20 protein-coding genes are annotated in these 24,432 nt (G+C 62.0%); 1 reads left to right on the top strand and 19 read right to left on the bottom strand.

The window, feature by feature from the left end:
• The first annotated feature begins 2 nt into the window (after nt 1-2).
• A complete protein-coding gene (locus B5V00_RS10915) occupies nt 3-779 on the top strand; it encodes a hypothetical protein (protein ID WP_085010829.1) in 777 nt (258 codons plus the stop codon).
• Nucleotides 780-815: 36 nt separating this feature from the next.
• Here B5V00_RS10915 and B5V00_RS10920 read toward each other — a convergent pair whose 3' ends face one another.
• From B5V00_RS10920 to B5V00_RS11010, 19 genes are all read right to left on the bottom strand, one after another.
• Nucleotides 816-1,454, bottom strand: coding sequence for an outer membrane protein (locus tag B5V00_RS10920; protein WP_172399715.1), 639 nt, complete (start codon nt 1,452-1,454; stop codon nt 816-818).
• Between the two features lie 19 nt (nt 1,455-1,473).
• On the bottom strand, nt 1,474-3,174 hold the full coding sequence (locus B5V00_RS10925) for an Ig-like domain-containing protein (RefSeq protein WP_085010831.1): 1,701 nt from the start codon (nt 3,172-3,174) through the stop codon (nt 1,474-1,476).
• Nucleotides 3,175-3,267: 93 nt separating this feature from the next.
• The gene (locus B5V00_RS10930; RefSeq protein ID WP_085010832.1) at nt 3,268-3,447 is read right to left on the bottom strand and encodes a rhodanese-like domain-containing protein; all 180 of its coding nucleotides are present in this window, start codon (nt 3,445-3,447) and stop codon (nt 3,268-3,270) included.
• Between the two features lie 3 nt (nt 3,448-3,450).
• The gene (locus B5V00_RS10935; protein ID WP_085010833.1) at nt 3,451-4,233 is read right to left on the bottom strand and encodes a septal ring lytic transglycosylase RlpA family protein; all 783 of its coding nucleotides are present in this window, start codon (nt 4,231-4,233) and stop codon (nt 3,451-3,453) included.
• 29 nt (nt 4,234-4,262) lie between these two features.
• Nucleotides 4,263-5,216, bottom strand: coding sequence for an acetyl-CoA carboxylase carboxyltransferase subunit alpha (locus tag B5V00_RS10940; protein ID WP_085010834.1), 954 nt, complete (start codon nt 5,214-5,216; stop codon nt 4,263-4,265).
• A 104-nt stretch (nt 5,217-5,320) separates the two neighbouring features.
• Nucleotides 5,321-8,794, bottom strand: coding sequence for a DNA polymerase III subunit alpha (dnaE, locus tag B5V00_RS10945; protein WP_085010835.1), 3,474 nt, complete (start codon nt 8,792-8,794; stop codon nt 5,321-5,323).
• A gap of 111 nt (nt 8,795-8,905) precedes the next feature.
• Nucleotides 8,906-9,493 carry a Maf family protein gene (locus B5V00_RS10950; RefSeq protein ID WP_085010836.1) on the bottom strand — a complete coding sequence of 196 codons (588 nt, stop codon included), beginning with the start codon at nt 9,491-9,493 and terminating at the stop codon, nt 8,906-8,908.
• 32 nt (nt 9,494-9,525) lie between these two features.
• Complete coding sequence (locus tag B5V00_RS10955; protein WP_085010837.1) at nt 9,526-9,960, bottom strand: hypothetical protein; 435 nt, start codon at nt 9,958-9,960, stop codon at nt 9,526-9,528.
• Nucleotides 9,961-10,200: 240 nt separating this feature from the next.
• Nucleotides 10,201-11,211, bottom strand: coding sequence for a helix-turn-helix transcriptional regulator (locus B5V00_RS10960; protein WP_085010838.1), 1,011 nt, complete (start codon nt 11,209-11,211; stop codon nt 10,201-10,203).
• 28 nt (nt 11,212-11,239) lie between these two features.
• Complete coding sequence (locus tag B5V00_RS10965; RefSeq protein ID WP_139800745.1) at nt 11,240-11,797, bottom strand: hypothetical protein; 558 nt, start codon at nt 11,795-11,797, stop codon at nt 11,240-11,242.
• A gap of 77 nt (nt 11,798-11,874) precedes the next feature.
• Nucleotides 11,875-13,437 carry a glutamine-hydrolyzing GMP synthase gene (guaA, locus tag B5V00_RS10970; RefSeq protein WP_085010840.1) on the bottom strand — a complete coding sequence of 521 codons (1,563 nt, stop codon included), beginning with the start codon at nt 13,435-13,437 and terminating at the stop codon, nt 11,875-11,877.
• An 86-nt stretch (nt 13,438-13,523) separates the two neighbouring features.
• The gene (gene guaB / locus B5V00_RS10975; protein ID WP_085010841.1) at nt 13,524-14,993 is read right to left on the bottom strand and encodes an IMP dehydrogenase; all 1,470 of its coding nucleotides are present in this window, start codon (nt 14,991-14,993) and stop codon (nt 13,524-13,526) included.
• Nucleotides 14,994-15,116: 123 nt separating this feature from the next.
• Nucleotides 15,117-16,187, bottom strand: coding sequence for a M42 family metallopeptidase (locus B5V00_RS10980; protein ID WP_085010842.1), 1,071 nt, complete (start codon nt 16,185-16,187; stop codon nt 15,117-15,119).
• A gap of 135 nt (nt 16,188-16,322) precedes the next feature.
• A complete protein-coding gene (locus B5V00_RS10985; RefSeq protein WP_085010843.1) occupies nt 16,323-16,976 on the bottom strand; it encodes a histidinol phosphate phosphatase domain-containing protein in 654 nt (217 codons plus the stop codon).
• A gap of 166 nt (nt 16,977-17,142) precedes the next feature.
• Entirely contained in the window at nt 17,143-18,627 is a 1,485-nt protein-coding gene (locus tag B5V00_RS10990) for a DUF4388 domain-containing protein (protein WP_172399716.1), read from the bottom strand.
• An 8-nt stretch (nt 18,628-18,635) separates the two neighbouring features.
• Nucleotides 18,636-20,522 carry a response regulator gene (locus B5V00_RS10995; protein WP_085010845.1) on the bottom strand — a complete coding sequence of 629 codons (1,887 nt, stop codon included), beginning with the start codon at nt 20,520-20,522 and terminating at the stop codon, nt 18,636-18,638.
• A gap of 215 nt (nt 20,523-20,737) precedes the next feature.
• Nucleotides 20,738-22,060: a tRNA (N6-isopentenyl adenosine(37)-C2)-methylthiotransferase MiaB gene (gene miaB, locus B5V00_RS11000; protein WP_085010846.1), complete on the bottom strand. Its 1,323-nt coding sequence runs from the start codon at nt 22,058-22,060 to the stop codon at nt 20,738-20,740.
• A 473-nt stretch (nt 22,061-22,533) separates the two neighbouring features.
• Nucleotides 22,534-23,055: a PH domain-containing protein gene (locus B5V00_RS11005; RefSeq protein ID WP_085010847.1), complete on the bottom strand. Its 522-nt coding sequence runs from the start codon at nt 23,053-23,055 to the stop codon at nt 22,534-22,536.
• Nucleotides 23,052-24,350 carry a M48 family metalloprotease gene (locus tag B5V00_RS11010; RefSeq protein WP_172399717.1) on the bottom strand — a complete coding sequence of 433 codons (1,299 nt, stop codon included), beginning with the start codon at nt 24,348-24,350 and terminating at the stop codon, nt 23,052-23,054. Before B5V00_RS11010 ends, B5V00_RS11005 begins: the two co-directional genes overlap by 4 nt.
• Nucleotides 24,351-24,432 lie beyond the last annotated feature (82 nt).

Raw genomic sequence — 24,432 nt, forward strand, 5'->3', positions numbered from 1 at the left:
CCATGGGGGATGAGCGAGACAAGGCGAGCAGGCTGCTGCGCGCCCTGCGAGCCGACGGGGATGAGCTGTTCCAGCTGGTCCGCGACTCCGACCCGGAGGTGCTGTTCAACCTGCTGAAGAACCCCGGATTCGGGGAAGAACACCTGCTGGTGCTGCTGAAAAGGCATGACCTGCCGGAAGGACTGCTCAAGGCGATCGACCAGCGCATTCGGGGGCAGGCCGGGCACCGGCTGCAACTGGCGCTGGCGCGCAATCCGAACACCCCGGCGGCCACCGTGCTGCGCCTGCTGCCGCACCTCTACCTGTTCGAACTGCTCGACCTCTGCACCCTGCCCGGCCCCACGCCCGACCAGCGCCTGGCGGCCGAGCGCCAGATCATCCTGCGCCTTCCCGGCGAGGAACTCGGCAACAAGCTCAGCCTGGCACGCCGCGCCACCTCCGCCATTCTGCAGATCCTGATCAGAGACGGCGACCCGCGCCTGGTCCAGGCCTGCCTCGACAACCCGCGCCTCAAGGAAGTCGCCCTGCTGCAGTTCCTGCGCAGCGGCAAGGCCAACGCCGAGAGCATCTCGCAGATCGCCCGCCATCCGCGCTGGCAGCAGCATCGGCAACTGCGCCTGGCCATCCTCAAGAGCCCGAAGACCCCCGCCATCTGGTACACCCTCTGGCTGCCGCGACTGAAAAGCGGCGACCTGCGCGCCCTCGCGGCACAACGTAGCCTGCAGGTGCGACAACGGGAGATGGTCAGGACCGAAATGAAAAAACGCGGGCTCGCTTGAGAGCCCGCGTTAAAACAACATCCCCCTGCAGAGACTTCAGAACGACGCCCGCAACCCGACCATGAAGCTGTGGTTGTCATACTCGCCGTCAAACTCCTCGCCGGTCGCGTCCTTGAAACTCGGACTGGTGGTGCCGAAATAGCGGTAACCGAGATCCAGTTTCCAGCGCGGGCTGAACTCGTAATCGACACCGAGTCCGACCTGGTAGGCCAGCACCAGGTCGTCATCATCGGCCAGCGGGGAACCGGCCACGGTCACCGTGTCGAGGGAGATCGAGGCGATACCGAGTCCAGCGCCGAAGTAGGGAGTCCAGGGGGTGCGATTACGACGTTCACCATAGCTGCAGAGCAGCAGGCTCCAGGCGGTGATGTCGCCGTCACCGGCAAACTTTCCTTCAGCGAACTCGACCTTGTCGACGGCATTCTGCCGCCAGGCCGCTTCGATTTCGACCCGGCCGCCATGATAGGCAGAGGACTCGGGCAGAGCGTAACCGAGGCTCAAAGACGCCATCACGCCGGGATCTGATTCAGTAATGAAGGTCCCGTCGGCACTGCTGTTGTCGGCATCATTCAGCAGGCCGGCTCCGGCATTGACCTGGGTGTAAAAAGTACCGTCAAAAGTCCACCCGCTGATCGGCCAGCAGAGCATCAGAATCGTCAACAGCATCGTTTTCATCGCCATGCTCCTCCCCGGACTACTGCACATTGACCGTCACCGTGGCTGTCTGACCGCCGAAAGCGGCCTGCACGTCAATGGTACCGACATCAACCCCGGTGAGAAGCCCCGGGTGGCGCACCAGATCCATAAACGTCGCAATCGATTCGTCCGGACTGCTCCAGATCACGTCGGCACTGACATCCTGGCTGCCGCCGCTGTAGGTGGCCGTCACCGCGAGCTGCACAGTCGCCCCGGGAGAAACATTGACCGTCAACGGAACGATACTGAGCGACTGGAGAGTCGCCGCCTGGACATCAAGCGTGGCGGTCCCGTCCGGCACCCCGCCGAAAGCGGCCGAGATCGTAGTCTGGCCCGCCGCCACCCCGGTCGCCACCCCCCTGACCGGATCGACCGTACCGATGCCGGCCACCGCCGAGTTGGAGCTACTCCAGGCCGCGTCCAAGCTCAGATCCTGAGTCAGCCCCCCGGCAAAGATCCCGGTTACGGCAAAGGCCTGTTTGGTGCCGATGAAAATAATGGGCGCGCTCGGACTGATGTCCAGCCTGTTCAGACCAGGTGTGCTTACAGTCAGACTGAGCGATGGAGAGAAGGTGTCATAGGTGGCCGTGATGATCGATGTCCCCTGCGCCAGGGCCGACAACCGGCCCTGCAGACCGCTGACATTGCTGATGGAAGCAACGGCCTGGGTGCCGGAGTTCCAGGTCACCAGCGACGTGATGTCACGGGAGGTATTGTTGCTGAACTGCCCAGTGGCGGTCAGCTGCGCGCGGGTTCCGGCAACCAGCGTCAGGGGAGATACGGGAGTGATACTGATACCGGTCAGATCCCCGCCGGTGACCTTGAGTCCGGTCCCGGCGTTGACCCCGTTGAGTGTCGCGCTGATCGTCGTCTGCCCCGACTTCAGACTGGTGACAACCCCGGTCGCGTCAATTTCGGCAACCGTGGCATCCGAGGAACTCCAGGCGACCTGGGCCGTCAAATCCTGGTTCGTTCCGTCCGAAAAGGATCCGGTCGCCGTGAAAGAACGCAGCGAGAGGCTTACCATGGCGGCATTCTGGGGAGCAAGGGCGAGGCTCTGCAACACCGCCGCGGTCACCGTCATGGTGGTGGAGGCCGTCATGCCATCGAAGGTCGCGGAGATGTCGGTCGTTCCTTCGAGCAGTGCCGAGGCCAGCCCCTCACTGCCGCGACTGTTGCTGATGGCCGCCACCGTCGGCACGGTCGAAGACCAGGAAACATCGCTGGTCAGATCCTGGCTGGTCGCGTCAGAGAAGGTGCCGGTAGCAGTGAATTGCCGGGTCAAACCCTTGCCCACGCTCGGAGTCAGGGGGCTGAGGGTCAGGGTGGAAATGGTCGCATTGCTCACCGTCAGCAGAAAAACGGCCGTCACCCCGTCGAGGTCGGCGGTCAGGGTTACGGTCCCGGGAGCAACGGCCGTCACCCGCCCCTCGCTGCCGGGCTGGTTGTCAACCGTGGCAATGGCCGGATCGGAACTGCTCCAGGCCACCTCGGCGGTGATGTCGCGGGTGAACTGACCGGAGAAATTGCCGATCGCCGTCAGTTGGGCGGAAGTCAGGTTGGCAATCTGCGACAGGCTGGAGGTGACCTCGATGGCGGTCAGCGGCAGGAAATTGTTGCTGCGGGTGGCATCATTGCTGCTGCCGCAACCGGTCAGCAACCCCAGCAACAGAACAGGAAACCAGAGACAAAAACGCATCACCCCTCCTTTGTCCTGAATCAGTGAGCTTGTCACCTGCACTCTTCATCCGGCACAAACCCACTTATTCAGGGTTGAATAGCACCCGAAAGGTTAAGCGGAACGGGACGCAAGAGGCCGCGGCAGAAACCCGCAATCGATCGGCACCCGCCAGAAAGGCATGTGCAGGGCGCCCGGAATATGGCCGCCGCGATATTCAAAACCGCTGCGGACATCAACCACCAGCGGGGCATCCACCCTGCCGAGCTGTTTCGCCAGATCTTCAGACTTCATCGGCTACTCCGTCGCCACCACGAAGGCTCCGGCATAACCCTGCCCGGCAAGCCGCACGCGAGCCGCCTCGGCCGCCTCCAGGCTGCGGTAACGCCCGGCCCGTACCCGGTAGAAACGTTGTCCGGACACCCAGCCTTCGGCGACGCTGGAAGCACCGTAGCGGACCCGCAGCCGATCGGCCAGGCGGTAGGCATTGTCGGCCAGGGCGAAGGCTCCGACCTGGATCGAGAATTCGCCGACATCATAACTCTGCGGCGCGCGATAGGCGACCTTGCGGTCCGAACCCTGCTCGGCATAGCCGAGGGCCTCGATCCTGACCGGGGCAGTTCCCGGGCCGACCACGCCGAGCTGCTTGGCAGCGGCGTAGGAAAGGTCAATGATCCGGCCGGCAACGAAGGGACCGCGGTCATTGATCCGCACCACAACCTGGCGACCGTTGCGCTTGTTGGTCACCCGCACCGAGACTCCCAGCGGCAGGGTCTTGTGCGCCGCGGTCATCTTGTACATGTCATAGATTTCGCCGTTGCTGGTCTTGCGGCCGTGGAATTTCCGACCATACCAGCTGGCCATCCCCTCCTGGACGAAACCGTTCGACTGCCGCAACGGGTCATAGCGGCGGCCGTTGACCATGTACGGCTTTTGATGACCCTGCAGCTCCCGGTTCTGCGGGGTGTCGATCACCCGCGTCCGATAAGCGGGACCGCCGCAGCCGCCAACCGCCAGCGCCAGCAGCAGCGAAGCCGCGAACGGCAACAGACCGGGAAAACGCGAAAGAACGGGGGCCAAGGGATATCTCCAGCCGGGCGGCGAAAAAGCTATTCCTGCACCCGGGTCATAGCCCGGAATTTCTGATAGCGCTGTTCGACCAGCTCTTCGCCCGACAGGGCCTGCAGCTCGCCCAGGTGTTTCTTCAGGGAACGCTTGAGGTTGGCGGCCGCCAGGACATAGTCGGTGTGCGCTCCGCCGACCGGTTCGGGAACTACTTCATCGATCACGCAGCCGAGGGAATCGATATCGGCGGCGGTCAGTTTGAGGGCCTCGGCGGCTTCGGGGCCACGGGCGCCGTCCGACCAGAGAATGGCGGCACAGCCCTCGGGCGAGATCACCGCGTAGACCGAGTACTGCAGCATCAGTACCCGGTTGCCGACGGCAATCGCCAGAGCTCCGCCGGAGCCCCCCTCGCCGGTGATGGTGACAATCACCGGAACGGTCAGGGCCGCCATTTCGCGCAGGTTGCGGGCGATCGCCTCGGCCTGGCCGCGCTCCTCGGCGCCGATCCCCGGAAAGGCGCCGGGGGTATCAACGAAACAGAAGATCGGCAGGCCGAACTGTTCAGCCATCTTCATCACCCTGAGCGCCTTGCGGTAGCCCTCCGGGTTGGGCATGCCGAAGTTGCGGTAAACCTTGGACTTGGTGTCCCGCCCCTTCTGGTGCCCGATCACCGCGCAGGGCTCGCCGTCGAGGCGGGCGAAGCCGCAGACCAGCGCCGGGTCGTCACGAAAGTTGCGATCGCCGTGAACCTCGAACCAGTCCGTAAAGACATGTTCAATGTAGTCGAGGGTGTAGGGCCGGTCCTGGTGACGAGCCAGCTGGGTCCGCTGCCAGCGGCTCAGCTTGGAGAAGATCTCGTCCCGCAACTTGGTGGCCTTCTTCTCCAGCTTCTTGATCTCGCTGGAAAAATCGACGTTATCGGTCGAGTAGTCGCGCAGCTCGCGAATCTTCTGCTGCAGGTCGACAATCGGTTTTTCAAAATCGAGGTAATGTTGCATTTGTGGGCTCCCGAAAAGACGCACACAGCTGTGTTGCCACACGCCGCGCGTTTATAAATTCAGAATCGAAAATCTTGGCGGTAATCCAGCCTTTTATCTATTTTTCATTCAAAAGTAACGACATTATAGCCGAAAAGTTTTTCCGCATCATCCATCATTTGGTCGCTGGCCGCAACCTTGAGATTTTCCGGCAGGCTCAGCAGGGTTTCGCTGCGGTCGGGGATGACCATGTGCAGCAGCACCCGGCATTCCCCCCGGTGGCGTTCGATGATCTCCTTGAGCCGCCGCAGCATGGTCTCGTCCAGCCCCGGCGTGCTGAGCCGGAAATGGACCCGGCGGGTCTGGCTCGACTGTACCTCGGCCAGGTTCTGCACCTGGTTGACCATCAGCTTGTTGCTCTCTTCGCCGACATCAACCGTGCCACTGACCAGCAGGGCATCATCCCCCTGCAGCAGCTCCCGGCAGGCGGCGTAGGTTTCCGGGAAGATCACCGTCTCGACGAAACCGTTGAGGTCCTCGAAGGTGACGAAGGCCATGCGGTCCCCCTTCTTGGTCGTCAGTTCCTTGATGCCGCTGACGATGCCGCACAGCCGAACCTCCTCCTTGTCACTGCATTCGGCGATACTGGCGGTATCGACCGTGGCAAAGCGCTTGATCGCCTCCTTGTGCCGCGCCAGGGGATGGCCGGAAATATAGAAGCCGAGGGATTCCTTCTCGAAATTGAGCTTGACCTTTTCTTCCCATTCGGGGACATCGGGCAACTTGCCGTAGCCGTTGCCGTTCTGCGTGGAGATGATCTCCTCGCTGCCGAACAGGGATTCCTGGCCGATTTCCCGCTCACGCTGGACCTTGGAGCCGATCTCCATCGCCTCTTCCAGGGCGTCGAAGAACTGGGCGCGGTGACCGCCGAGGGAATCGAAGGCGCCGCACTTGACCAGCGCTTCGACCACCTTCTTGTTCACCCGCCGCAGATCGACCCGCTCGCAGAAATCGCTCAGGCTGGCAAAGGCGCCCTCCTCACGGGCCTGCTGGATCGCCTCGATGGCGGCGCTGCCGGCTCCCTTGACGGCGCCGAGCCCGAAGCGGATCTGGCCGTCATGGACGGTAAAGCTGCGCTCCGAAGCGTTGATGTCGGGCGGCAGTACCTCGATGCCCATGGAGCGGACCTCGTTGATGTTCTTGATCACCTTGTCGGTGTTTTCCATGTCCTCGGTCAACAGCGCGGCCATGAATTCCACCGGGTAGTGGGCCTTGAGGTAGGCGGTATGGTAGGCGACCAGCGCGTAGGCCGCCGAGTGCGACTTGTTGAAGCCGTAGGCGGCGAATTTTTCCATCAGGTCGAAGACCGCTTCGGCCTTCTTCGCGTCGAGCTTGTTCTCGCGGGCGCCGGCGAGGAAGATTTCCTTCTGCTTGGCCATCTCCTCCGGCTTCTTCTTGCCCATCGCCCGGCGCAGCAGGTCGGCGCCGCCGAGGCTGTAATTGGCCAGCACCTGGGCGATCAGCATGACCTGTTCCTGGTAGACGATGACGCCGTAGGTGTCCTTGAGGATCGGCTCCAGCTGCGGGAAAGGGTAGTCGAATTCTTCCTGGCCGTGCTTGCGCTTGATGAAGGAGTCGACCATGCCCGAGCCGAGGGGACCCGGCCGGTAGAGGGCGACCATGGCGATCAGGTCTTCAAAACAGTTCGGCTTGAGCTTGACCAGGTATTCCTTCATCCCCGAGGATTCGAGCTGGAAGACCCCGGTCGTCTCGGCCCGTGACAACAGTTCATAGGTCTGCGGATCGTCGTCGGTCACCAGCCTGAGGTCGAAATCGGGATCGGCGCCATTGCGGATCAGCCGCACCGCGTTGTCGATGACGGTCAGAGTCTTCAGGCCGAGAAAGTCGAACTTGACAAGGCCGATCTTCTCGACGTAGCTCATGGCGTACTGGGTAACCTGGCCGCCCGATTTCTGGTCCTTGTAGAGGGGCAGGTAGTCGGAGAGCGGCTTCGGCGTCACCACCACCCCGGCAGCATGGGTTGAGGCGTGGCGGGTCAGGCCTTCCAGCGCCAGGGCGACCCGCATCAGCTCCTTGAGTTTGGGGTCGGACTGCTGCAGCTCGGCCAGTTTCGGTTCCTGCTGCATCGCCTCCTTGAGGGTGATGTTGAGCACCCCGGGGATCAGCTTGGCGATGCGGTCGACTTCGCCGTAGGTCATGCCCAGCGCCCGGCCGACATCGCGGATCACCCCCTTGGCCGCCATGGTGCCGAAGGTGATGATCTGGGCGACGTTCGGCTCGCCGTACTTGCGGCGCACGTAGTCGATCACCTCCTCCCGACCGTAGATGCAGAAATCGACGTCGATATCCGGCATCGAGATCCGCTCCGGGTTGAGAAAGCGTTCGAACAGCAGGTTGTAGGGCATCGGGTCGATGTCGGTGATGCGGATGGCGAAGGCGACCAGCGACCCGGCCGCGCTGCCGCGACCCGGGCCAACCGGGATATCGTGATCCTTGGCCCAGTTGATGAAATCGGCAACGATCAGGAAATAGCCGGGGAATCCCATCTGCTTGATACAGTCGAGTTCACGCTGCAGGCGATCCTGATAAGCCTTTTCATCCTCGGCGGAGAGATCGCGCAACTTGCGGATATCCACCAGGCGCGCCTCCAGCCCCTCGCGGGACATTTCTGCAAGAACGTCGTCGAGGCTCTTGTCGGCCGGTTTTTCATACTGGGGGAAATGGTAGGTGTTGAAATCGAACTCGATGTTGCAGCGCTCGGCAATACGCACCGTGTTGGCCAGCGCCTCCGGCTGATCCTTGAACAGGGCGGCCATCTCCTCCGGGGTCTTGACGTAGAACTCGTCGTTGGAGAAACGCATCCGCTTGGGGTCGTCCATGGTCTTGCCGGTCTGAATGCAGAGCAGCACTTCATGGGCATGAGCCTGTTCGCGGGTCAGGTAGTGGCAGTCATTGGTCGCCACCAGCGGCAGGTCGAGATCACGGGCGATCTGTTTCAAGCCATTGTTAACCGGCTCCTGTTCGGGAATGAAGTTTTCCTGAAGTTCGAGGAAGAAGCGGTTGTCATCGAAGATTTCCGCCATCTGCGCGGCACGTTGCCTGGCCTCATCGAGCCGGTCCAGGGTAATCAGCGTCGGGATTTCGCCGCCAAGACAGGCGGTCAGGGCGATCAGTCCCTCGTTGTGATCGCGCAGCAGTTCCCAGTCGATGCGCGGCTTGTAGTAGAAACCTTCGAGGTTGGCCGCCGACACCAGCTTGCAGAGATTGCGATAGCCGACCTGGTTCTGGCAGAGCAGCACCAGGTGGTAGGACGCCTCTGAAGAGCCGCGGGCGTCGGTCTTTTTGAAACGGGACTCGGGCGCGACATAGAGTTCGCTGCCGATAATCGGCTTGATCCCGGCATCGTTGGCCTTGAGATAGAACTCGACAGCGGCGTGCATGTTGCCGTGGTCGGTGACGGCGATAGCGGGCATTTTCAGATCCCTGGCGCGCTGCACCAGGTCACCGATCTTGATGGCCCCGTCAAGCAGGCTGTACTGACTGTGAAGATGCAGATGGACAAAGTTGGCGTGTTGCATAAGACCTTGGAATTCCAATAAGATAGAAAAACAAAAGGGAGGCGTCTGGTTTCCGGAGGCGACGACAGAAAGCGCGCCGAGTCTAGCATCCGCGGCGACGCGGGGTCAACATCAGGAACCGAGTATCGGCACCCCGAACTGACGGAGAAAATCGACCAGCTTGATCAGCGGCAGGCCGATCAGGGCGTTGTAGTCCTCGCCCTCCATGCGTTCCATCAGGGCGATGCCGAGTCCCTCGATCTTGAAGGAACCGGCGCAGTCGAGGGGCCGTTCCCGTTCGACGTAATCCTCGATTTCAGCGTCGGTCAGAGCCCGCAGTGAAACGCTGAAGGAGGCAAAATCGGTCAGTGCCTGCCCGCTGGCGCTGTCGAGCAGGGACAGGCCGGTATAGAACGTGTGGGTGCGGCCGGCCATGGCCTTCAACTGGCCCCGGGCCCGATGAGCGGTTTTCGGCTTGCCGAGAATGCGGCCGCGCGGATCGACGAAAACCTGGTCCGATCCGATGATCAGGGCGTCGGGATAACGTTCCGCCAGGCTTTCGGCCTTGAGCGCAGCAAGATGCTTGACCAGCAGTTCGGGGGCGACACTCTGGTTCAGTTCTTCGTCGCAGCGGGGAGCGGCGGCGATGAACCTGAGGCCCAGCTGGGAAAGCAGGCGACGACGGTAGGGGCTGGTGGATGCCAGGACAAGGGTGCGCATGGGGGCCTCCGGAAAGTTCCCCCTGTTTTAGCTCAGCGGCGAGGCAATTGCAAATTCTTTACCCCCGCGGAGTCCTGCCGCCAGGGCGTCGGCGCCTCGCGCACCAGCGGCTCAGAAAACACATCCCCCGAGGCGCCGGCAAGCGGCGCGTCACGCCGGAAGAGCGGCAGACCATTGCGCGCCCCATCGCTGGTGGAAAGCAGAGCCTCCTGAAGATCTTCCAGCAGTTGCTCGCGGTCGACACGGGCGAAAAAGTCCTTGAGGGCCAGAGGATCGAGATGCTGGTCGAGAAAGGTCACCTCACAGCGGCCGGCCGTGATCTCCACCAGCACTTCCCCTTCGTAGCTGCCGTCGCCGAGGATCCCCGAGATCAGCTCCCCGCCGGCCGCGGCCCGCGATTTCTCCCGCTTCCAGATATCCAGGTAGAGGATCTGTCCCGTCTCTGTCACGCTGTTCAGCAAGACCATGTTGACCTCCTGTAAGGTAGCAAGTTGGCTTCTCTTACAGGATATCCGGCCTTACGACAGAATAAGTCACACAATGTTGATGGCGTCGCAAAAACTCACCAGCAGCTGCGTTGCTGCGTTTGTCTCGCTGCTTCAACGTACGTAAGTACGCCTCATTGCTCGACAATCGCGCGCCTTGCTGCCGGCGCTTTTTGCTTAGCCAACACTCTTGATGCTTTTTGCAAAAGCATCAATGTTGATTCAGGAATATTTCTGCAGCGCGTACCGCAATCCGGCCGCGAAGCGGTCCCGCAACGGGGCGGGCTCCAGGACTTCGACGTGAGGAAGATAAGAATAAAGCCAGGCCAGCAATTCGGTTTCGCCGCTGACGGTCAGGCTCAGCTCAACGGCACCATCAGCCAGTTCACGAAGCTGCTGGCTCGGATGCCAGGTTCGTTCCCGCACCAGGTGGGCGATCTCGCCGGAAAATCGCACCCGCGCGGTGAACTCCTCCCCCTCGTCGATCAGACCGAAAGACTGGCCGGTCAGATCCTCGGCCCGGTAGTCCTCGGGAACCTCGAAGCGTTCATCGAGCAGTTCCACATCCTCCACGCGGTCGACCAGGAACAGTCGCAACGCCCCGCGGTTGTGGGCATAACCGCCGAGGTAGAGAGAATCCTTGTGAAACAGCAGGGTGTAAGGGTCAAACATGTACTCGACGGTGTCGCGGTGCGGAGGGGTGTAACGCAACCGACAGCGGTACTGATGAAGCAGCGCCCTGCGCAGCAGTTCAAGCTGCTTTTTTCTGCCGGCATAGTCACGGATGCCGAGGAACTTCGGCGCCGCGGCCGAAGCGATGCGCTCCAGGTGAGCGACGCTGCGCGGCGGCAGTACCGAGCGGATGCGGCCGAAGATGGCGTCAAGGTCATCCTGAAAAGGGGTTCCCCGCAGAAAACCGAGCTGCCCGCGGCAGAAGTAGAGGGTCATCAACTCTTCAAGAGAGAAAGCAACCGGCGGGATACGGGAAAAGCCGCTGACAAAACGGTGAACCGTACGGCCGTCGGCACCCGGTTCACTGACCAGCGGGTAGCCGGCGTCGCTGATCGCCTGCAGGTCACGATAAATGGTGCGCCGGGTGACACCGCACTCCTCGGCCAGTTCGTCGACGGTGGCACCATAGCGCGCCTCCAGGATGCGGATGACATCGTGCAGACGGGCGGCCTGGCTGTATTTCTTGGCCGGTTTTCCCCGGCGACGCGTTTCACCGCTCATGATCCCTCCCCGGCATACAGGTTGAGCACTAGCGCCGACCGGACTGAAGATGTTGGAAAAATCTCTGCATATGCTTTTCGATCCCGGCTTTGCGACGGTCGGCCCCGGGCTCGTCAGCCGACAGGGCGTAGGCGACCGAACGCAGCCGCAGCCGATGATCGTAGACCACCACCCGAAAAACCAGCGCCCCTTCGCCGATGCGGGAAAAGGTTGTGCCATAGACCACCTGGAAATGCCGCGGCCGGTCCCGCCAGTAGGCGGCGGTCATCCCCTGGATTTCAAACTGGTGGGAACGCTGCGGCGTGTCCGGAATCCGCACCTGGCCGAAGTCCCCGAAGATGCCGCGCAGTTCCGCCAGGCCGGCGGCCAGCTGGTGCCGCTCACGGGCAACCTGGTCGGCATCCCGACCCGGGTCGAGAAGATAATAACCGGCCACCAGGTCGAATCGGTCCTGCCGCAGCAGATTGATGCACTGGGCGGTAAAGGAACGGACCTGGAATTCACTGATCTGCTCCCCGGCCGCGACCGGTGTCACGGAAAGGAGCAGGAGCGACAGGCCGATGGTCAATCGGAGAAGAGGACGCATGAAAACAAGATTAGCAGGTCAGGCACGAGATGCAGTACCTGACCGCAATCTTCCGACCGACAACACAGAGATCGGTCCTACTCCCACTCAATCGTGGCCGGCGGTTTTGAAGAAATATCGTAGGCGACCCGGTTGACCCCCTTGACCTCGTTGATGATCCGGTTGGAGATGCGGGCCAGGTCTTCGTAGGGCATCGGGTACCAGCCGGCGGTCATGAAGTCCCTGGTTTCCACCGCGCGCAGTGCGACCACGTACTCGTAGGTACGTCCGTCCCCCATCACGCCGACGCTCTTGACCGGCAGGAAGACGGCGAAGGCCTGGCTGATCTTCTCGTAGTGGCCACTGCGGTAGAGTTCCTCGATGTAGATGGCATCGGCCTGGCGCAGGATGTCGGCGTACTCCTTCTTCACCTCGCCGAGAATGCGCACCCCCAGCCCCGGTCCGGGGAAGGGGTGCCGCCAGACCATCTGGTGCGGCAGGCCGAGTTCCTCGCCGATCGCCCGTACCTCGTCCTTGAACAGCTCGCGCAGCGGTTCGAGCAGCTTGAGCTTCATGTAGTCGGGCAGGCCGCCGACATTGTGATGGCTCTTGATATTGTGTGCCTTGCCGGTTTTGGCGCCCGCCGATTCGATCACGTCGGGATAGATGGTCCCCTGCGCCAGCCAGTTGGCGTCGGTGATTTTCTTCGACTCCTCCTCGAAGATATCGACGAACAGGCCGCCGATGATCTTGCGCTTGGCTTCCGGGTCGGTCACCCCGGCGAGCTTGCCGAGAAAGCGCTCCTCGGCGTCGACTCGGATCACCTTGACGCCGAGATTCTCGGCGAAGGTCGCCATCACCTGGTCCCCCTCACCGAGCCGCAGCAGGCCGTTGTCGACAAAGACACAGGTCAACTGGTCGCCGATGGCGCGATGGATCAGCGCCGCCGCCACCGACGAGTCGACCCCGCCGGAGAGACCGAGAATGACCTTGTCATCACCAACCTGGCCGCGGATGCGGCGGATCGCGTCCTCGATGATCTGCCCCGGGGTCCATTCACCGTGGCAGGCGCAGATCTTGCGGACGAAGGTGTCAATCAGCACCTCGCCGCGCGGGGTATGGTTGACCTCGGGGTGAAACTGCACTCCGTAGAGGTTGCGGGCAACGTTCTGGATGGCACAGACCGGCGCGTTCTCGGTCGCGGCGATCACCTCGAAGCCGTCAGGCACCTTCTCCACGTGATCGCCGTGGCTCATCCATACCGGGCTTTTGCCTTCGACGAAAAAACTGTCGAACAACGGCCCCGGCGTTCCTTGCCGCCGCAGTTCGGCATGACCGTATTCACGCTTGCCGGACGGCACCACGACGCCGCCGAAATGGTGGCAGAGCAGCTGCATACCGTAGCAGATGCCGAGCACCGGCACGCCAAGCTCGAACAGTTCCTCGGCGACCGCCGGAGCACCCTCCTCATAAACCGACTTGGGTCCGCCGGAGAGAATGATGCCCTTCGGCGCGAAGGCCCTGATGTCGGCCAGTGACATGTCAAAGGGATGCAGTTCGCAGTAAACGTGGGCTTCGCGTACCCGGCGGGCGATCAGCTGGGTGTACTGGGAGCCGAAATCGAGGATCAGAATCCGTTCCTGGTGAATATCCTGGGACATGGTATTTCCTGTGACCGGCCGGAATCGCGGCGGAGGGAAGAAACACCCGCGGAACGATCCTGCGATCGGCTCCGCGGGTGATCAGGTTAATTGCGTTCGATACGGTAGTTGGGGGCTTCGTGGGTGATATTGACATCGTGGACATGGGATTCACGCAACCCGGCATTGGTGATGCGCATGAACTGCCCCTTTTCCTGCAGTTCACGGATCGTCCGGCAACCGGTGTAGCCCATGCCGGCGCGCAGGCCGCCGAGCAGCTGATGAATATTGTCGGAGAGCGGCCCGCGGTAGGGAACCCGGCCCTCGATGCCCTCGGGAACCAGCTTGACGTCGTTGTCGACATCCCCCTGGAAATAGCGGTCCTTGCTGCCGCGCTTCATCGCCCCGAGGCTGCCCATGCCGCGGTAGGACTTGTAGGTACGACCCTGGTAGAGGATGGTTTCACCGGGGGACTCCTCGGTGCCGGCGAACAGTGAGCCGATCATGATCACGTCGGCACCGGCGGCAATCGCCTTGGGCAGTTCACCGGAATACTTGATGCCGCCGTCAGCGATCAACGACACCCCGTGCCGGCGGGTGACGGCGGACACATCGGCGATGGCGGTGATCTGCGGCACACCGACCCCGGCGACCACGCGGGTAGTACAGATCGATCCGGGACCGATGCCGACCTTGACGGCGTTGACGCCGGCCTTGATCAGGACCTCGGCGGCGGTGCCGGTGGCAATATTGCCGGCAATCAACTGCAGATCGGGATACTGGCGCCGGGTATCGACAACCGCGTCGATCACTCCCTGGGAATGGCCGTGGGCGGTGTCGATCACCACCACGTCAACCCCGGCGGCGACCAACTCGGCGAGTCGTTCCTCACGATCCGGACCGACTCCGATGGCGGCGCCGACACGCAAACGGCCGATGTCGTCCTTGCAGGAGTAGGGATACTTGCGGACCTTCTCGATGTCCTTGATGGTGATCAACCCCTTGAGGGCGTAGTCGTCATCAACCACCAGCAGTTTCTCGATGCGGTGGGCGTGCAGATGCTGCTTGGCCTCTTCAAGAGTCGTTCCGGGCGGCACGGTGACCAACTTCTCCCGGGTCATCACGTTGGCGATCGGCTGGTCGAGATTGGTTTCAAAGCGCAGGTCGCGGTTGGTCATGATACCGACAAGTTTGCCGTTCTTGCATACCGGCACCCCGGAAATCCGGTACTGCTTCATCACCGCCAGCGCTTCGAAGATCTTCTGCTCCGGCTCCATGGTGATCGGATCGACAATCATTCCCGACTCCGATTTCTTGACCTGGTCGACCTCGACCGCCTGCTCCTTCGGCGTCATGTTCTTGTGAATGATCCCCATTCCGCCTTCACGGGCCATGGTGATCGCGCTGCGCGATTCGGTCACGGTGTCCATGGCCGCCGAGAGCAGCGGCATGTTGAGGCGGATGGCCGGCGTCAGCCAGGTGGAAATATCGGCTTCCTTGGGCAGAATCTCGGAATGGGCGGGAAGCAGCAGAACATCATCGAAGGTCAGGCCTTCGCGTACCTCGGGGTCGAGCATGGGGATCTCCTTGCAGCTGAGATGCTGGAAAAAACGGGTGAAAAAATATAACCCGGAATACTAGGTCAGAGCCGGATGCGAGTCAACCGGAAACGACGCAAAAAAGACTCCGCCGGGGAGCTGTCAGTCAGGGATAAAATCGCTCCGGGAACGCACCTTTCCGGCAACAGCGACCAGCAGGTCGAGCGCCTGTTCCAGGTCGTTCAGATCAAGGACTTCCGATGGCGTATGCAGGTAGCGGGTCGGCACCCGCAGCAGGGCGGTCGCCACCCCGTTGCGGGAGAGCTGGATGACATTGGCATCGGTTCCGGTGCCGCGCGCCTCACCGATCACCTGCAGGGGGATCCCGGCCTCGGCGGCGGTGGCCCGCAGCAGCCCGAACAGGGCATGATTGATATTGGGCCCGCGCGAGAGCAGCGGTCCCTTCCCGAGGCGAACATCGCCGCTCTGCGCGGGACTGTGAGCCGGGGTATCGGTGCCATGACCGATTTCGACCGCGATTGCCACGTCCGGCGCGACCCCGAAGGCGCCGGGACCGGCTCCCCGCAGGCCGACCTCTTCCTGAACGGTGAACAGGGCGTGGATGTCGGCCGCCGGCCGCTTGCCCGCCGCCAGGCGACAGAAGGCCTCGGCCACCAGCCAGGCGCCCATCTTGTCATCCAGCGCCCGCGAAGTGATGCGCGTCCCCTGCAGCCGTTCGAGCCCGGCGGCGAACACCACCGGGTCACCGATCGCCACCAGCGCGCGGGCCTCTTCACCGTCGGCGCAACCGATATCGATAAACTGCTCGTCCAGCGGCACCACCCGCTCGCGCTCCTTGGCCTTAAGCAGGTGAATCGGTTTCTTGCCGACCACCCCGCGCAGGGGACCATTGGTCGTCTGCACGCTGACCCGCTGGCCCGGCACCAGGTGGGCGTCAACCCCGCCGAGGGGAGCGAAAAAGAGAAATCCGCGGTCATCGATGTGCCGCACCAGGAAACCGATCTCGTCACAGTGCGCGGTCAGCATCAGCCGCGGACGATGCTCCCCTTCCCCTTCGAGCACCGCCACCAGGTTGCCGAGCATGTCGACCTCGACCCGGTCGGCGCATGCTGCAACCCGCTGCCGCAGCAGGGCCCGTGCCGGCGCCTCGTAACCGGAGGGACTGGGGGATTCAAGCAGCTGTCTGAGAAAGGCGAAAGACTCGTCGGTCATAGGGATATCCGTCCTGGCTTCGTGTCGTTGGTCACTGCCGATGCGCAGCAAATATTTTTAACGGAGAGGCGCAGAGATGGAGAGTACGCAGAGACAAGAGTTTTCTCTCCGACTCTGCCTCTCTCCAGCTCTGCGTTAAACCTTTTCTACCCGCGCCACCAGCGCCGCCGAGTTGGCCAGCGCCTCGTCGACCCGGGCTTCGTCCAGTCCGGCGCCAAGCGCCACGCGGCGCATCAGTTCCGGGGAGAGAAGATCGCCGGGGGCGTGGGCATCGTTGTTGATCACCAGCTTCGCTCCAGTTTCCAGCGCCACACGGGCGACGTGCCCGTTGCACAGGGAGTGCCCCCGGCGGGTGGTCAGTTCGAGATGGATGCCGCGCTCAGCGGCCAGCCGGGCATCCTCAATGCTGATCAGGCCGGGGTGGGCGAGGATATCGATGTCGGCTTCCAACGCCGCGCGGTTGGTGCCCGCGGCAACTGGTTCAACGATGGTTTCACCGTGAACGATAATGATCCTGGCGCCGAGTCCGCGCGCTTCATCAGCCGCGGCGGCGATCTGCTGCGGCGGCACATGGGTCAGTTCGATCCCGGACAGCACAGTCAGTCCCCAGGCGCTGCCGAGTTCCCCGGCGACGCGGGCGACGCGGGGAATGATCAGGTCGAGGTTGGAACGATCGCCATGATCGGTCATCGCCAGGGCCCGGTAACCGGCCACCGCCGCCCGGCGGGCGAGTTCAGCCGGAATCAGTTCACCGTCGCTGAAAACCGTGTGGGTGTGCAGATCAATCATTGTCTCTCCAGTTCTCCGCTCGTACGGAACATCGCAAAATACGTCCCCCAGGCTGAGCAAAAATGTCCAGATGCAAGGCGTCCTCCGTACCCTCGCGGCATAAGGCGTACCAGAAGGTACGTCGTTGACGCGGGGGCAGGACAACGCCGCAGATGGGCGTTTTTCCTCAGCCGGTTGACGACAGGGTCAGCTCCACCGGGCTGCGGAACGGCTCGGCAAAGGCGTGCAGCAACTGCCGCAACCCCTGACGGTCTCCGGGTTCCAACCGCAGAACCCCGGGCCGCGGAACGGCACCGGCCAGGGGGACAACCGGGGCATCGCTGTGATGACGGAAAAATTCTTCGGCCCGGGCGGTCCCGCTGCTGCCCCCGAGGGACAGAACCCCCAGCAGGCGCCGGCAGAAAGGCCGCCAGAGCGGGGTCTTTTCCGCGTCGGTCGGCAGACAGAAAAGCCGCACGGAAAAATTCTCGGAAATCTTCAGTCGGCCGACATCCCCCAACGGCAGTTGTCCCGGATGCCTCAGTAATTCTCCTTCCGGCTCGAATTCCCGAATGCCCTGCAGAGCATCGAGGACATAGTTCAGATCCGCCGGGCTGTTGGCCAGCACCACCAGTTTGGCCGAAGCCTCCTCCAACAGGATATCACCTTCTCCCAGGCTGTCCTTGATGGCGATGATCTCCTCGGAACTGAGCAGTTGCCGGTCGTCATCATCCTCGGCGGTACGGGGCGCGGCGCCTAGCAGTCCCTTATCAAGCAGCACCTGCAGAATCTGCAGCACTTCGAGATCCGGACGACTGCAATGGTCGAGAATATCACCGACCCGATGATAATACTGCAGCAGCAGCAGAATTTCCTGGGTGGCGGGCCGCAGGCCACGCGGCAGATGGCCGTTCGGAACCTTGAGGACCAGCTTATCTTCGGGATGCGGCAGGGCATGCGCCTGAGCCGCCAGTTCATCCTGCTGCCGCAGGCCTTCCATGATCAGATGATCGGTCGGCGTGGTGATCCGGGCTTCTTCCCCGCTCACCCCCGGCCTGAAGTGAAAGGTTCCCTCAGTCCAGGCAAGCATACGGAAAAAAGCTTTTTCTCCCTGCAGCCGACCGAGCCGGGCATTGCAGACCAGGCCGCCGAGCAGGGCGATACTCCCCTGTCGGTCGCCATGACGGAGGGTCAGCAGACCATCCTTGCGGTTGAGGCTGAAAATCTGCAGCAGGTCCACCAGCGAGATCTGGTTCAGGTGGCCCTCGACCTCCTGTTCTTCACAACCGACCTGGCGGGTCTGTTCCAGCCGCCGGCAATAGGCCAGCAGGGCGCCGAGCAGCTGTTCCTGGTTGAAGGGACGGACGAAGAACTGGTCCCGGTGACGCTGAAAACCGTCCACCTCCTCCCCTTCCCGGCCGATAAAGACAAAGGCGATCCCCTCGGTGCGCGGGTTGGCGCGCAGAATCTGCGCCAGCCGCGAGGCCGGCAGCAACGCCAGGTCGGTCTCCAGGATCATCAATGCCGGGCCGGTGGTCAGCGCCATTTCCAGGGCACGGGCACCGTCCTCGCAATTGAGGATATCGAAGCCCTGCGCCCGCAACTGTCCGGCCAGAGTAAGCAGATCGTCCCGGCTGCTGACGAGAATGATTTTGCGTGAATGGGACGGCATGGGCATCCTTAAATCTTCGGCTGCAGCCGGTACTGCACCTGCAGCTTGGCAATCATGTTCTCGACAAAGTAGAAATCGGAGCTGTGAAACCCGACCAGTTCATCACCCCGCCTGCGGGCGAACAGGGCATAGGCGTAATCTTCGTTGAGATAGAGCAGAAAACTGACGCGGGTAAAATGTTCATCATCAATATGAATCGGCACCACCCGCTGCAGTTCCCAATTGACACGATGGCGGCCACCGAGCAGAAACAGGCTGGTTGCCGAACGCTCGATGGCATCCAGATCGGGAAGGTTCCGCCGTTCTTCATCGAAATCCCGGCAACCACGGTAGATAATCCCCCGCACCCGCCGCGATTCAACAACATCCCGGCAGAAACTTTTCTGCAGCTCCCGGAACTGCCAGAGCGGCATGCGGAAATAGCTGCTCGACAGCTCATCCTGAAACGCCTGCAACCGTGACGAAACCTTCAGCGCGGGGCCGCTGAAGTCATAATCAGCGGGAGCCCCGAGCAACCGACCGACCACCCCCCAGAAGGAACTCTGCTCCATGCCCCCACGATGATAGAGACTGTGCTGCAGGCGTTCCTGGCGCCGCGCGGCCACGGCGATCAGCTCCTCGAAACTTTCACCGTCAACCGGGTAGGCGGCCGAACGCAGGAAAACCTTGATTGGATAGCTCTTCTTCAGGTCGCAGAGGGTCAGCTTGCCGGACAACGCCCGACGGATGCGCTGCTGGGTGACCAGAGATCCCCAGTAATCGGTCTCCGGCAGCATGATGTAGTACATGCCGGGAGCCGCCAGCGCCATGATATCGGCATCCCGCAGGGCGGTGTTGATAATCTCCACCAGCCGCGCCATCGCCTCGTCGAGGTCACGGTCGCGGAAGTGGGCGGCCAGTTCGGCATAATTGACCACGTTGAGCTTGATAAAGGAAAGATTGCGGTTGTACCGCCTGGCCTTGTGCAGTTCCTTGGCGACATGGTCGCGAAAATAAGCCATTTTATAGGCTTCGCTGTGGGGAATGCGCAGGCTGTCGTGGGCCAGGCTGCGGTAGGTCAGGACATTGTGCAGCGCGGTCGCGGCGAACTCGCTGACCATCTCGGCGCGTTTCAGGTCGTGGCGGTTGAAGGCCTCGCGCCCGGTCGGCGCCTCGATCCGGATGACCGCCAGGCTCTCCTGTTCCACCTGCAGCGGAATCAGCATGCCGCGGCCGTTGTCATCGAGGGCCGGCACCCCGCTGCGAAACAGACGCTCCTCGCCGGCACCCGGCTCAAGTTTTTCCCGCCCCGGGGCAACCCGCACCAGCCCCCGCCGGCAACGCAGACGGAAACTGTGGCCGCCGTAGGCGACCAGCCACAGCAGCCCTCCCTCGGCGCGCAGCATCTCCATCAGGGTGTCGAGAATCAGGTCGCCGAGCCGGTCAATGTCATGCACCCGCAGAAAAGCGAGGCATTTTCGATAATAGGCGAGCAGGGAATTGAACTCGATATTTTCATGCATCAACCGCTGGTGTTCACTGCCGAGACTCTGGCGGAACAGGATGCGGTTGATCACCAGCAGGAATTCATCGGGATTGATCGGTTTGAGCAGGTACTCGGAAACCCCGCGCTTCATCGCCTCGACCGCCAGAGAGACATCCTCGCGGGCGGTGACCACCATGATTTCCTGGTCGGGATTGAACTTCTTGATCGCCGCCGAGGTCTCGACGCCGTTCATACCGTCCATGTCCATGTCGGTGATGACCAGGTCAAAATCCTCGCGCCGCAGCCACTTCAGGGCTTCCGCCCCGCTGGCGGCGGTGCGCACCCGGTAGCCCTCCTCGCTCAGCAACTCCTGGTAGAAGTTGCGGAAAAAGGCTTCATCATCGATGGCGAGGATACGTCCCTTGGACATGTGATTCCCTCAGTGAGGCTTAAACCACTGGAATGGGGTCGCCAAACCTTTTTTAACGGAGAGGCGGAGAGGAACAGAGACGGAGAGAAAATTTTTCGGGTTTAAAACCTGACACCTGCTTTTGGTTTTCTCTGCGTCCTCTCCCCCTCTGCGACTCTCCGTTAAATGAGTTTTTGACCTTCTTGGCGGCCTTCCGCTTTTGCCTCAGCAAAACTTCAATCAACCCGTTCGCCAACCTGTGAATTGCGCAACGAGCGGGTCACCCTGACCTGTACCATACGACCGACCAGCTCCGTCGGACCACTGAAATTGACGATCCGGTTCCAGCTTGAACGGCCGAACAGCTGACCTTCGCCCTGACGGCTGGTTCCTTCAACCAGCACCTCCAGGGTCTTGCCGACATCCTCCTGCCAGGCCTCTTCACTGATCCGGTTCTGCAGCTTCAGCAGCCGCTCGAAGCGCTCCTGCCTGACCTCGCGCGGAGTATCATCCGGCAGCTCGGCGGCGGCGGTGCCGGGACGCGGCGAGTAGAGGAAGGTGTAGGCATCGCTGTAGCGCAGGGTTTCGACCAGCCGCAGCGTGCCGAGAAAATCCTCCTCGGTCTCTCCGGGAAAACCGACAATCAGGTCGGTGGTCAGGCGGATATCAGGGCAGACCGTCTTGAGCCGTTCGACCCTGCCGAGATAGTCGGCGACGGTATAGCCGCGGTTCATCATCCGCAGCACCCGGTCGGATCCGGCCTGGAGGGGAAGATGCAGGTGATGTGCCAGCTTCCCGCACTCGCCGAAGCAGTCGATCAATTGATCAGAAAGATCTTTGGGATGGGAGGTGGTAAAGCGGATACGCTCAATGCCGTCGACCCGATGAACCGCGCGCAGCAACTCGGCGAAACTCTTCTCTCCGGCATCCCTGGCGCCGTAGGAGTTGACGTTCTGACCGATCAGTGTCACCTCGCGGACCCCGTCGGCGGCGAGCTGCCTGATTTCCTCAAGGATTTCTCCGCTCGGTCGGCTCACCTCGCGACCGCGGACATGCGGCACGATGCAGTAGGAGCAAAAGTTGTCACATCCCTGCATCACCGTAACAAAACGGGTCACGCTCTCCGATCCGCTGCGCTGCGGGAACAGCCGCAGCCGGGTCTCGCGATCGAGAAATTCAACCTCGTGACAACGTTCCCGATTCTCCTCCACCCGCCGCACCAGTTCGGGCAGTTTATGGATGTTGTGGGTACCGAACACCAGGTCGAGATGAGGAATTTTTTTCAGAAAGGCCGCGCCTTCCTGCTGAGCGACACAGCCGCCGACAGCGACAATCAGACCGGGATTTTTTTCCTTGAGAGGTTTGAAGCGGCCGAGGTGACCGATCACCTTCCGCTCGGCCTTGTCACGCACCGAACAGGTGTTGAGCAGGATCAGGTCGGCATCCTCAGCCCGGTCGGTCTGCCGGTAGCCGATCTCTTCGAGCAGAACAACAATCCGCTCGGAATCGACCACGTTCATCTGGCAGCCGAAGGTTTCAAGATAGAATTGCTTGGACATGCGTCAACGACTTTCATTCTCAGGCCCCTGCCGGACCCGAAGCTATCGAGCTGTTGAAAAAGCCACGTTCCCCAGGCTGAGCAAAAATGTCCAGATGCAAGGCGTCCGTAGCCCCGCGGAATAAGGCGTACCGGAAGGTACGTCGTTGACGCGGGGTGAGGATAACGCAGCAGATGGGCGTTTTTCATCAGCCGACAATGAAACCTGAATCAGTGGGTCCCTTGTCGGCGAACAGCACAACTCATTGATCTGCCTGAGCTTCCCAAAAATCCCCAGCGAACCTATGGGTGCGCTTCAGATTTTTGAAAACCTCATCCAGACCAAGCAGCTGCACTCTCCATCCAACAGAAACTCACTGATTCAGGTGGAAACGAAACAGGGGCCGATACTAAGCTCTGCCGGAGCGGAAAGTCAATTAATGATGGCGGCACTTTTTGTTTGACCGACAACATTGTTGTTTTCCTGCGAAGGCCTCAATTATCCCCGCCACAGAGCACGCCGCTGTCGCGCATTGCCTGCTCCAGCAGGTCGGTCAACCGGCGGGGGTACTCGATACAGCAGAGCTTCAACCGCTGCCGGTCTCGGGAGATGACCAGCACGCTGCCGAGCTGTTCACCATGGGGCTGCAGGCAGAAATAGGCAACCTGATCGAGCGGCATCGAGAACCACTTGCCCCCCCGCAACCCACGTCGCAGCAGAAGACGGCGATCCGTAACGGCATAGCGGACCTGCTCCCACTCCAGGCGGGCCAGCAACAGGTGACCGAAAGCCAGGTAGAGACCGATCAGCCAGACCGGAATCGGAATCCAGGCCAGCAGCGGCAGATCGTAGACCGCGGCGAGCTGCAGGCCGATCGATTCCCACCAGGCTGCCAACACCACCAGCAGCAGACCGAACAGGCTGTGCTTCCAGTTGCGGAAGGTATAGCAGCGCGGGGCCGGTTTCGCTTCCCAGCGCAATGACTCTCCAGCTTCCAGCTGTCCGCCCCAGCTCATCGCCGCCCCGCCAGTCGGGCCGCCCTACGGGCCGCGGCCTGCCCCAGTTCACCGCGTGCATCGGCCCGGGCAACGGCCTGGTAAAGCTGCAGCGCCTCTCGGCTGCGGTCGGTTTTCTCATACCCTTCGGCCAGCAGGAAACCGCCCTGGGCGGTGGGATAGAGGTCCATGCTGCGTTCCAGCTGGGTGACGGCGCGTGCGGTTTTGTGCTGCTGCAGCAGAACATAACCGAGGCCCAGTCGCGAACGATAATAATCCCCCTGCAGCCGAACCGCCCGGGCCAGGTGGCGCCGTGCCGACCGCGGATCCCCGGCCTTCAGGTAGGCCATGCCGAGTCCGGTCAGAATCAGCGCCTGGTCGGGAGCTTTGGCCGCCGCCTGCAGATAGGTCGCGATGGCGCCGTTCAGGTCTCCCTTGCGTTCCTGCAGACGGGCCCGGTCATAAAGCCGGTAACCCGGTTCAAGGGTTCGGAGGTTCCGGACAGCTGCCTGAAAGGGGTCGACATCGAGACGATAGGCCGGGTTGTTGAGGGTGGCGGCATAACGCTGCCGGACATAAGCGTCATTGGCCCGCATCCGGTCCCTGGAAAAGGGGTGGGAGCGGAACAATCCGGCCAGCCAGCTCGGCCGGGCGCCCCCTTCGATCTGACGATAGAAATACTCCTGGACCTGAACCGACCCCAGCGGATTGTAGCCGGCCTTGACCATGTAATCGATCCCGAGGCGGTCCGCTTCGCTCTCCTGCTCGCGGCTGTAGGTCTTGTCAATCAAACCGGCAGCCAGCTGTCCGGTCGGACCCGCCAGGCCGGCATAGGGGGTCTGGTCGGCGGCCGCTCCAAGAACCGCCAGCCCCAGGTTCAGAAGCGATTCACGCTGCATCCCCTGCACCGCGTGGCGGGCGGTGACATGACCGATTTCATGCCCCAGCACCGCCGCCAGCTGCGCCTCGTTCTGCAGACCGACCAGCAACCCGCGGCTGATGGCGATAGAGCCGCCCGGCAGAGCGAAGGCGTTGGGAGACGAATCATTGACGACCTTGAAGCGATAGGGCAGATCGGGACGATGACTGACCCGCGCCAGTCGCATGCCGACCCGGTTGACATAGGCATCAAGCTCCGGATCTGGGAAGTCCGCTCCCATTTTCTGCAGGATTCGCGGAAAAGCTTTCTGTCCCATCTCGATTTCCTGCTGAGTGGAAACCGGGCTCAGGGCCAGTTCATTGCGGCCGGTGACCGGGTTGACGGCGCAGCCGGTCAGCGCCAGGGCACAGCAGAACCAGAGTAGTTTTTGCCACATGAAGGTAGAACCTCGCGTTGAAAACAATGATGATCCGTGCAGGATAAGATGAAAGATCGATCGGCGCAAGCCCGACAGCGGC

It is taken from the genome of Geothermobacter hydrogeniphilus (assembly GCF_002093115.1).
GTDB lineage: Bacteria > Desulfobacterota > Desulfuromonadia > Desulfuromonadales > Geothermobacteraceae > Geothermobacter_A > Geothermobacter_A hydrogeniphilus.

Coding starts and splice junctions, on each gene's coding strand:
- B5V00_RS10960 (WP_085010838.1), bottom strand. CDS start 11,211: ATGAGCGGTGAAACGCGTCGCCGGGGAAAACCGGCCAAGAAATACAGC.
- B5V00_RS10955 (WP_085010837.1), bottom strand. CDS start 9,960: ATGGTCTTGCTGAACAGCGTGACAGAGACGGGACAGATCCTCTACCTG.
- guaA (WP_085010840.1), bottom strand. CDS start 13,437: ATGTCCCAGGATATTCACCAGGAACGGATTCTGATCCTCGATTTCGGC.
- B5V00_RS10920 (WP_172399715.1), bottom strand. CDS start 1,454: ATGAAAACGATGCTGTTGACGATTCTGATGCTCTGCTGGCCGATCAGC.
- guaB (WP_085010841.1), bottom strand. CDS start 14,993: ATGCTCGACCCCGAGGTACGCGAAGGCCTGACCTTCGATGATGTTCTG.
- B5V00_RS10915 (WP_085010829.1), top strand. CDS start 3: ATGGGGGATGAGCGAGACAAGGCGAGCAGGCTGCTGCGCGCCCTGCGA.
- B5V00_RS10950 (WP_085010836.1), bottom strand. CDS start 9,493: ATGCGCACCCTTGTCCTGGCATCCACCAGCCCCTACCGTCGTCGCCTG.
- B5V00_RS10990 (WP_172399716.1), bottom strand. CDS start 18,627: ATGCCGTCCCATTCACGCAAAATCATTCTCGTCAGCAGCCGGGACGAT.
- B5V00_RS10980 (WP_085010842.1), bottom strand. CDS start 16,187: ATGACCGACGAGTCTTTCGCCTTTCTCAGACAGCTGCTTGAATCCCCC.
- B5V00_RS11010 (WP_172399717.1), bottom strand. CDS start 24,350: ATGTGGCAAAAACTACTCTGGTTCTGCTGTGCCCTGGCGCTGACCGGC.
- B5V00_RS11005 (WP_085010847.1), bottom strand. CDS start 23,055: ATGAGCTGGGGCGGACAGCTGGAAGCTGGAGAGTCATTGCGCTGGGAA.
- B5V00_RS10985 (WP_085010843.1), bottom strand. CDS start 16,976: ATGATTGATCTGCACACCCACACGGTTTTCAGCGACGGTGAACTGATT.
- B5V00_RS10995 (WP_085010845.1), bottom strand. CDS start 20,522: ATGTCCAAGGGACGTATCCTCGCCATCGATGATGAAGCCTTTTTCCGC.
- B5V00_RS10930 (WP_085010832.1), bottom strand. CDS start 3,447: ATGAAGTCTGAAGATCTGGCGAAACAGCTCGGCAGGGTGGATGCCCCG.
- dnaE (WP_085010835.1), bottom strand. CDS start 8,794: ATGCAACACGCCAACTTTGTCCATCTGCATCTTCACAGTCAGTACAGC.
- B5V00_RS10940 (WP_085010834.1), bottom strand. CDS start 5,216: ATGCAACATTACCTCGATTTTGAAAAACCGATTGTCGACCTGCAGCAG.
- B5V00_RS10925 (WP_085010831.1), bottom strand. CDS start 3,174: ATGCGTTTTTGTCTCTGGTTTCCTGTTCTGTTGCTGGGGTTGCTGACC.
- miaB (WP_085010846.1), bottom strand. CDS start 22,060: ATGTCCAAGCAATTCTATCTTGAAACCTTCGGCTGCCAGATGAACGTG.
- B5V00_RS10965 (WP_139800745.1), bottom strand. CDS start 11,797: ATGCGTCCTCTTCTCCGATTGACCATCGGCCTGTCGCTCCTGCTCCTT.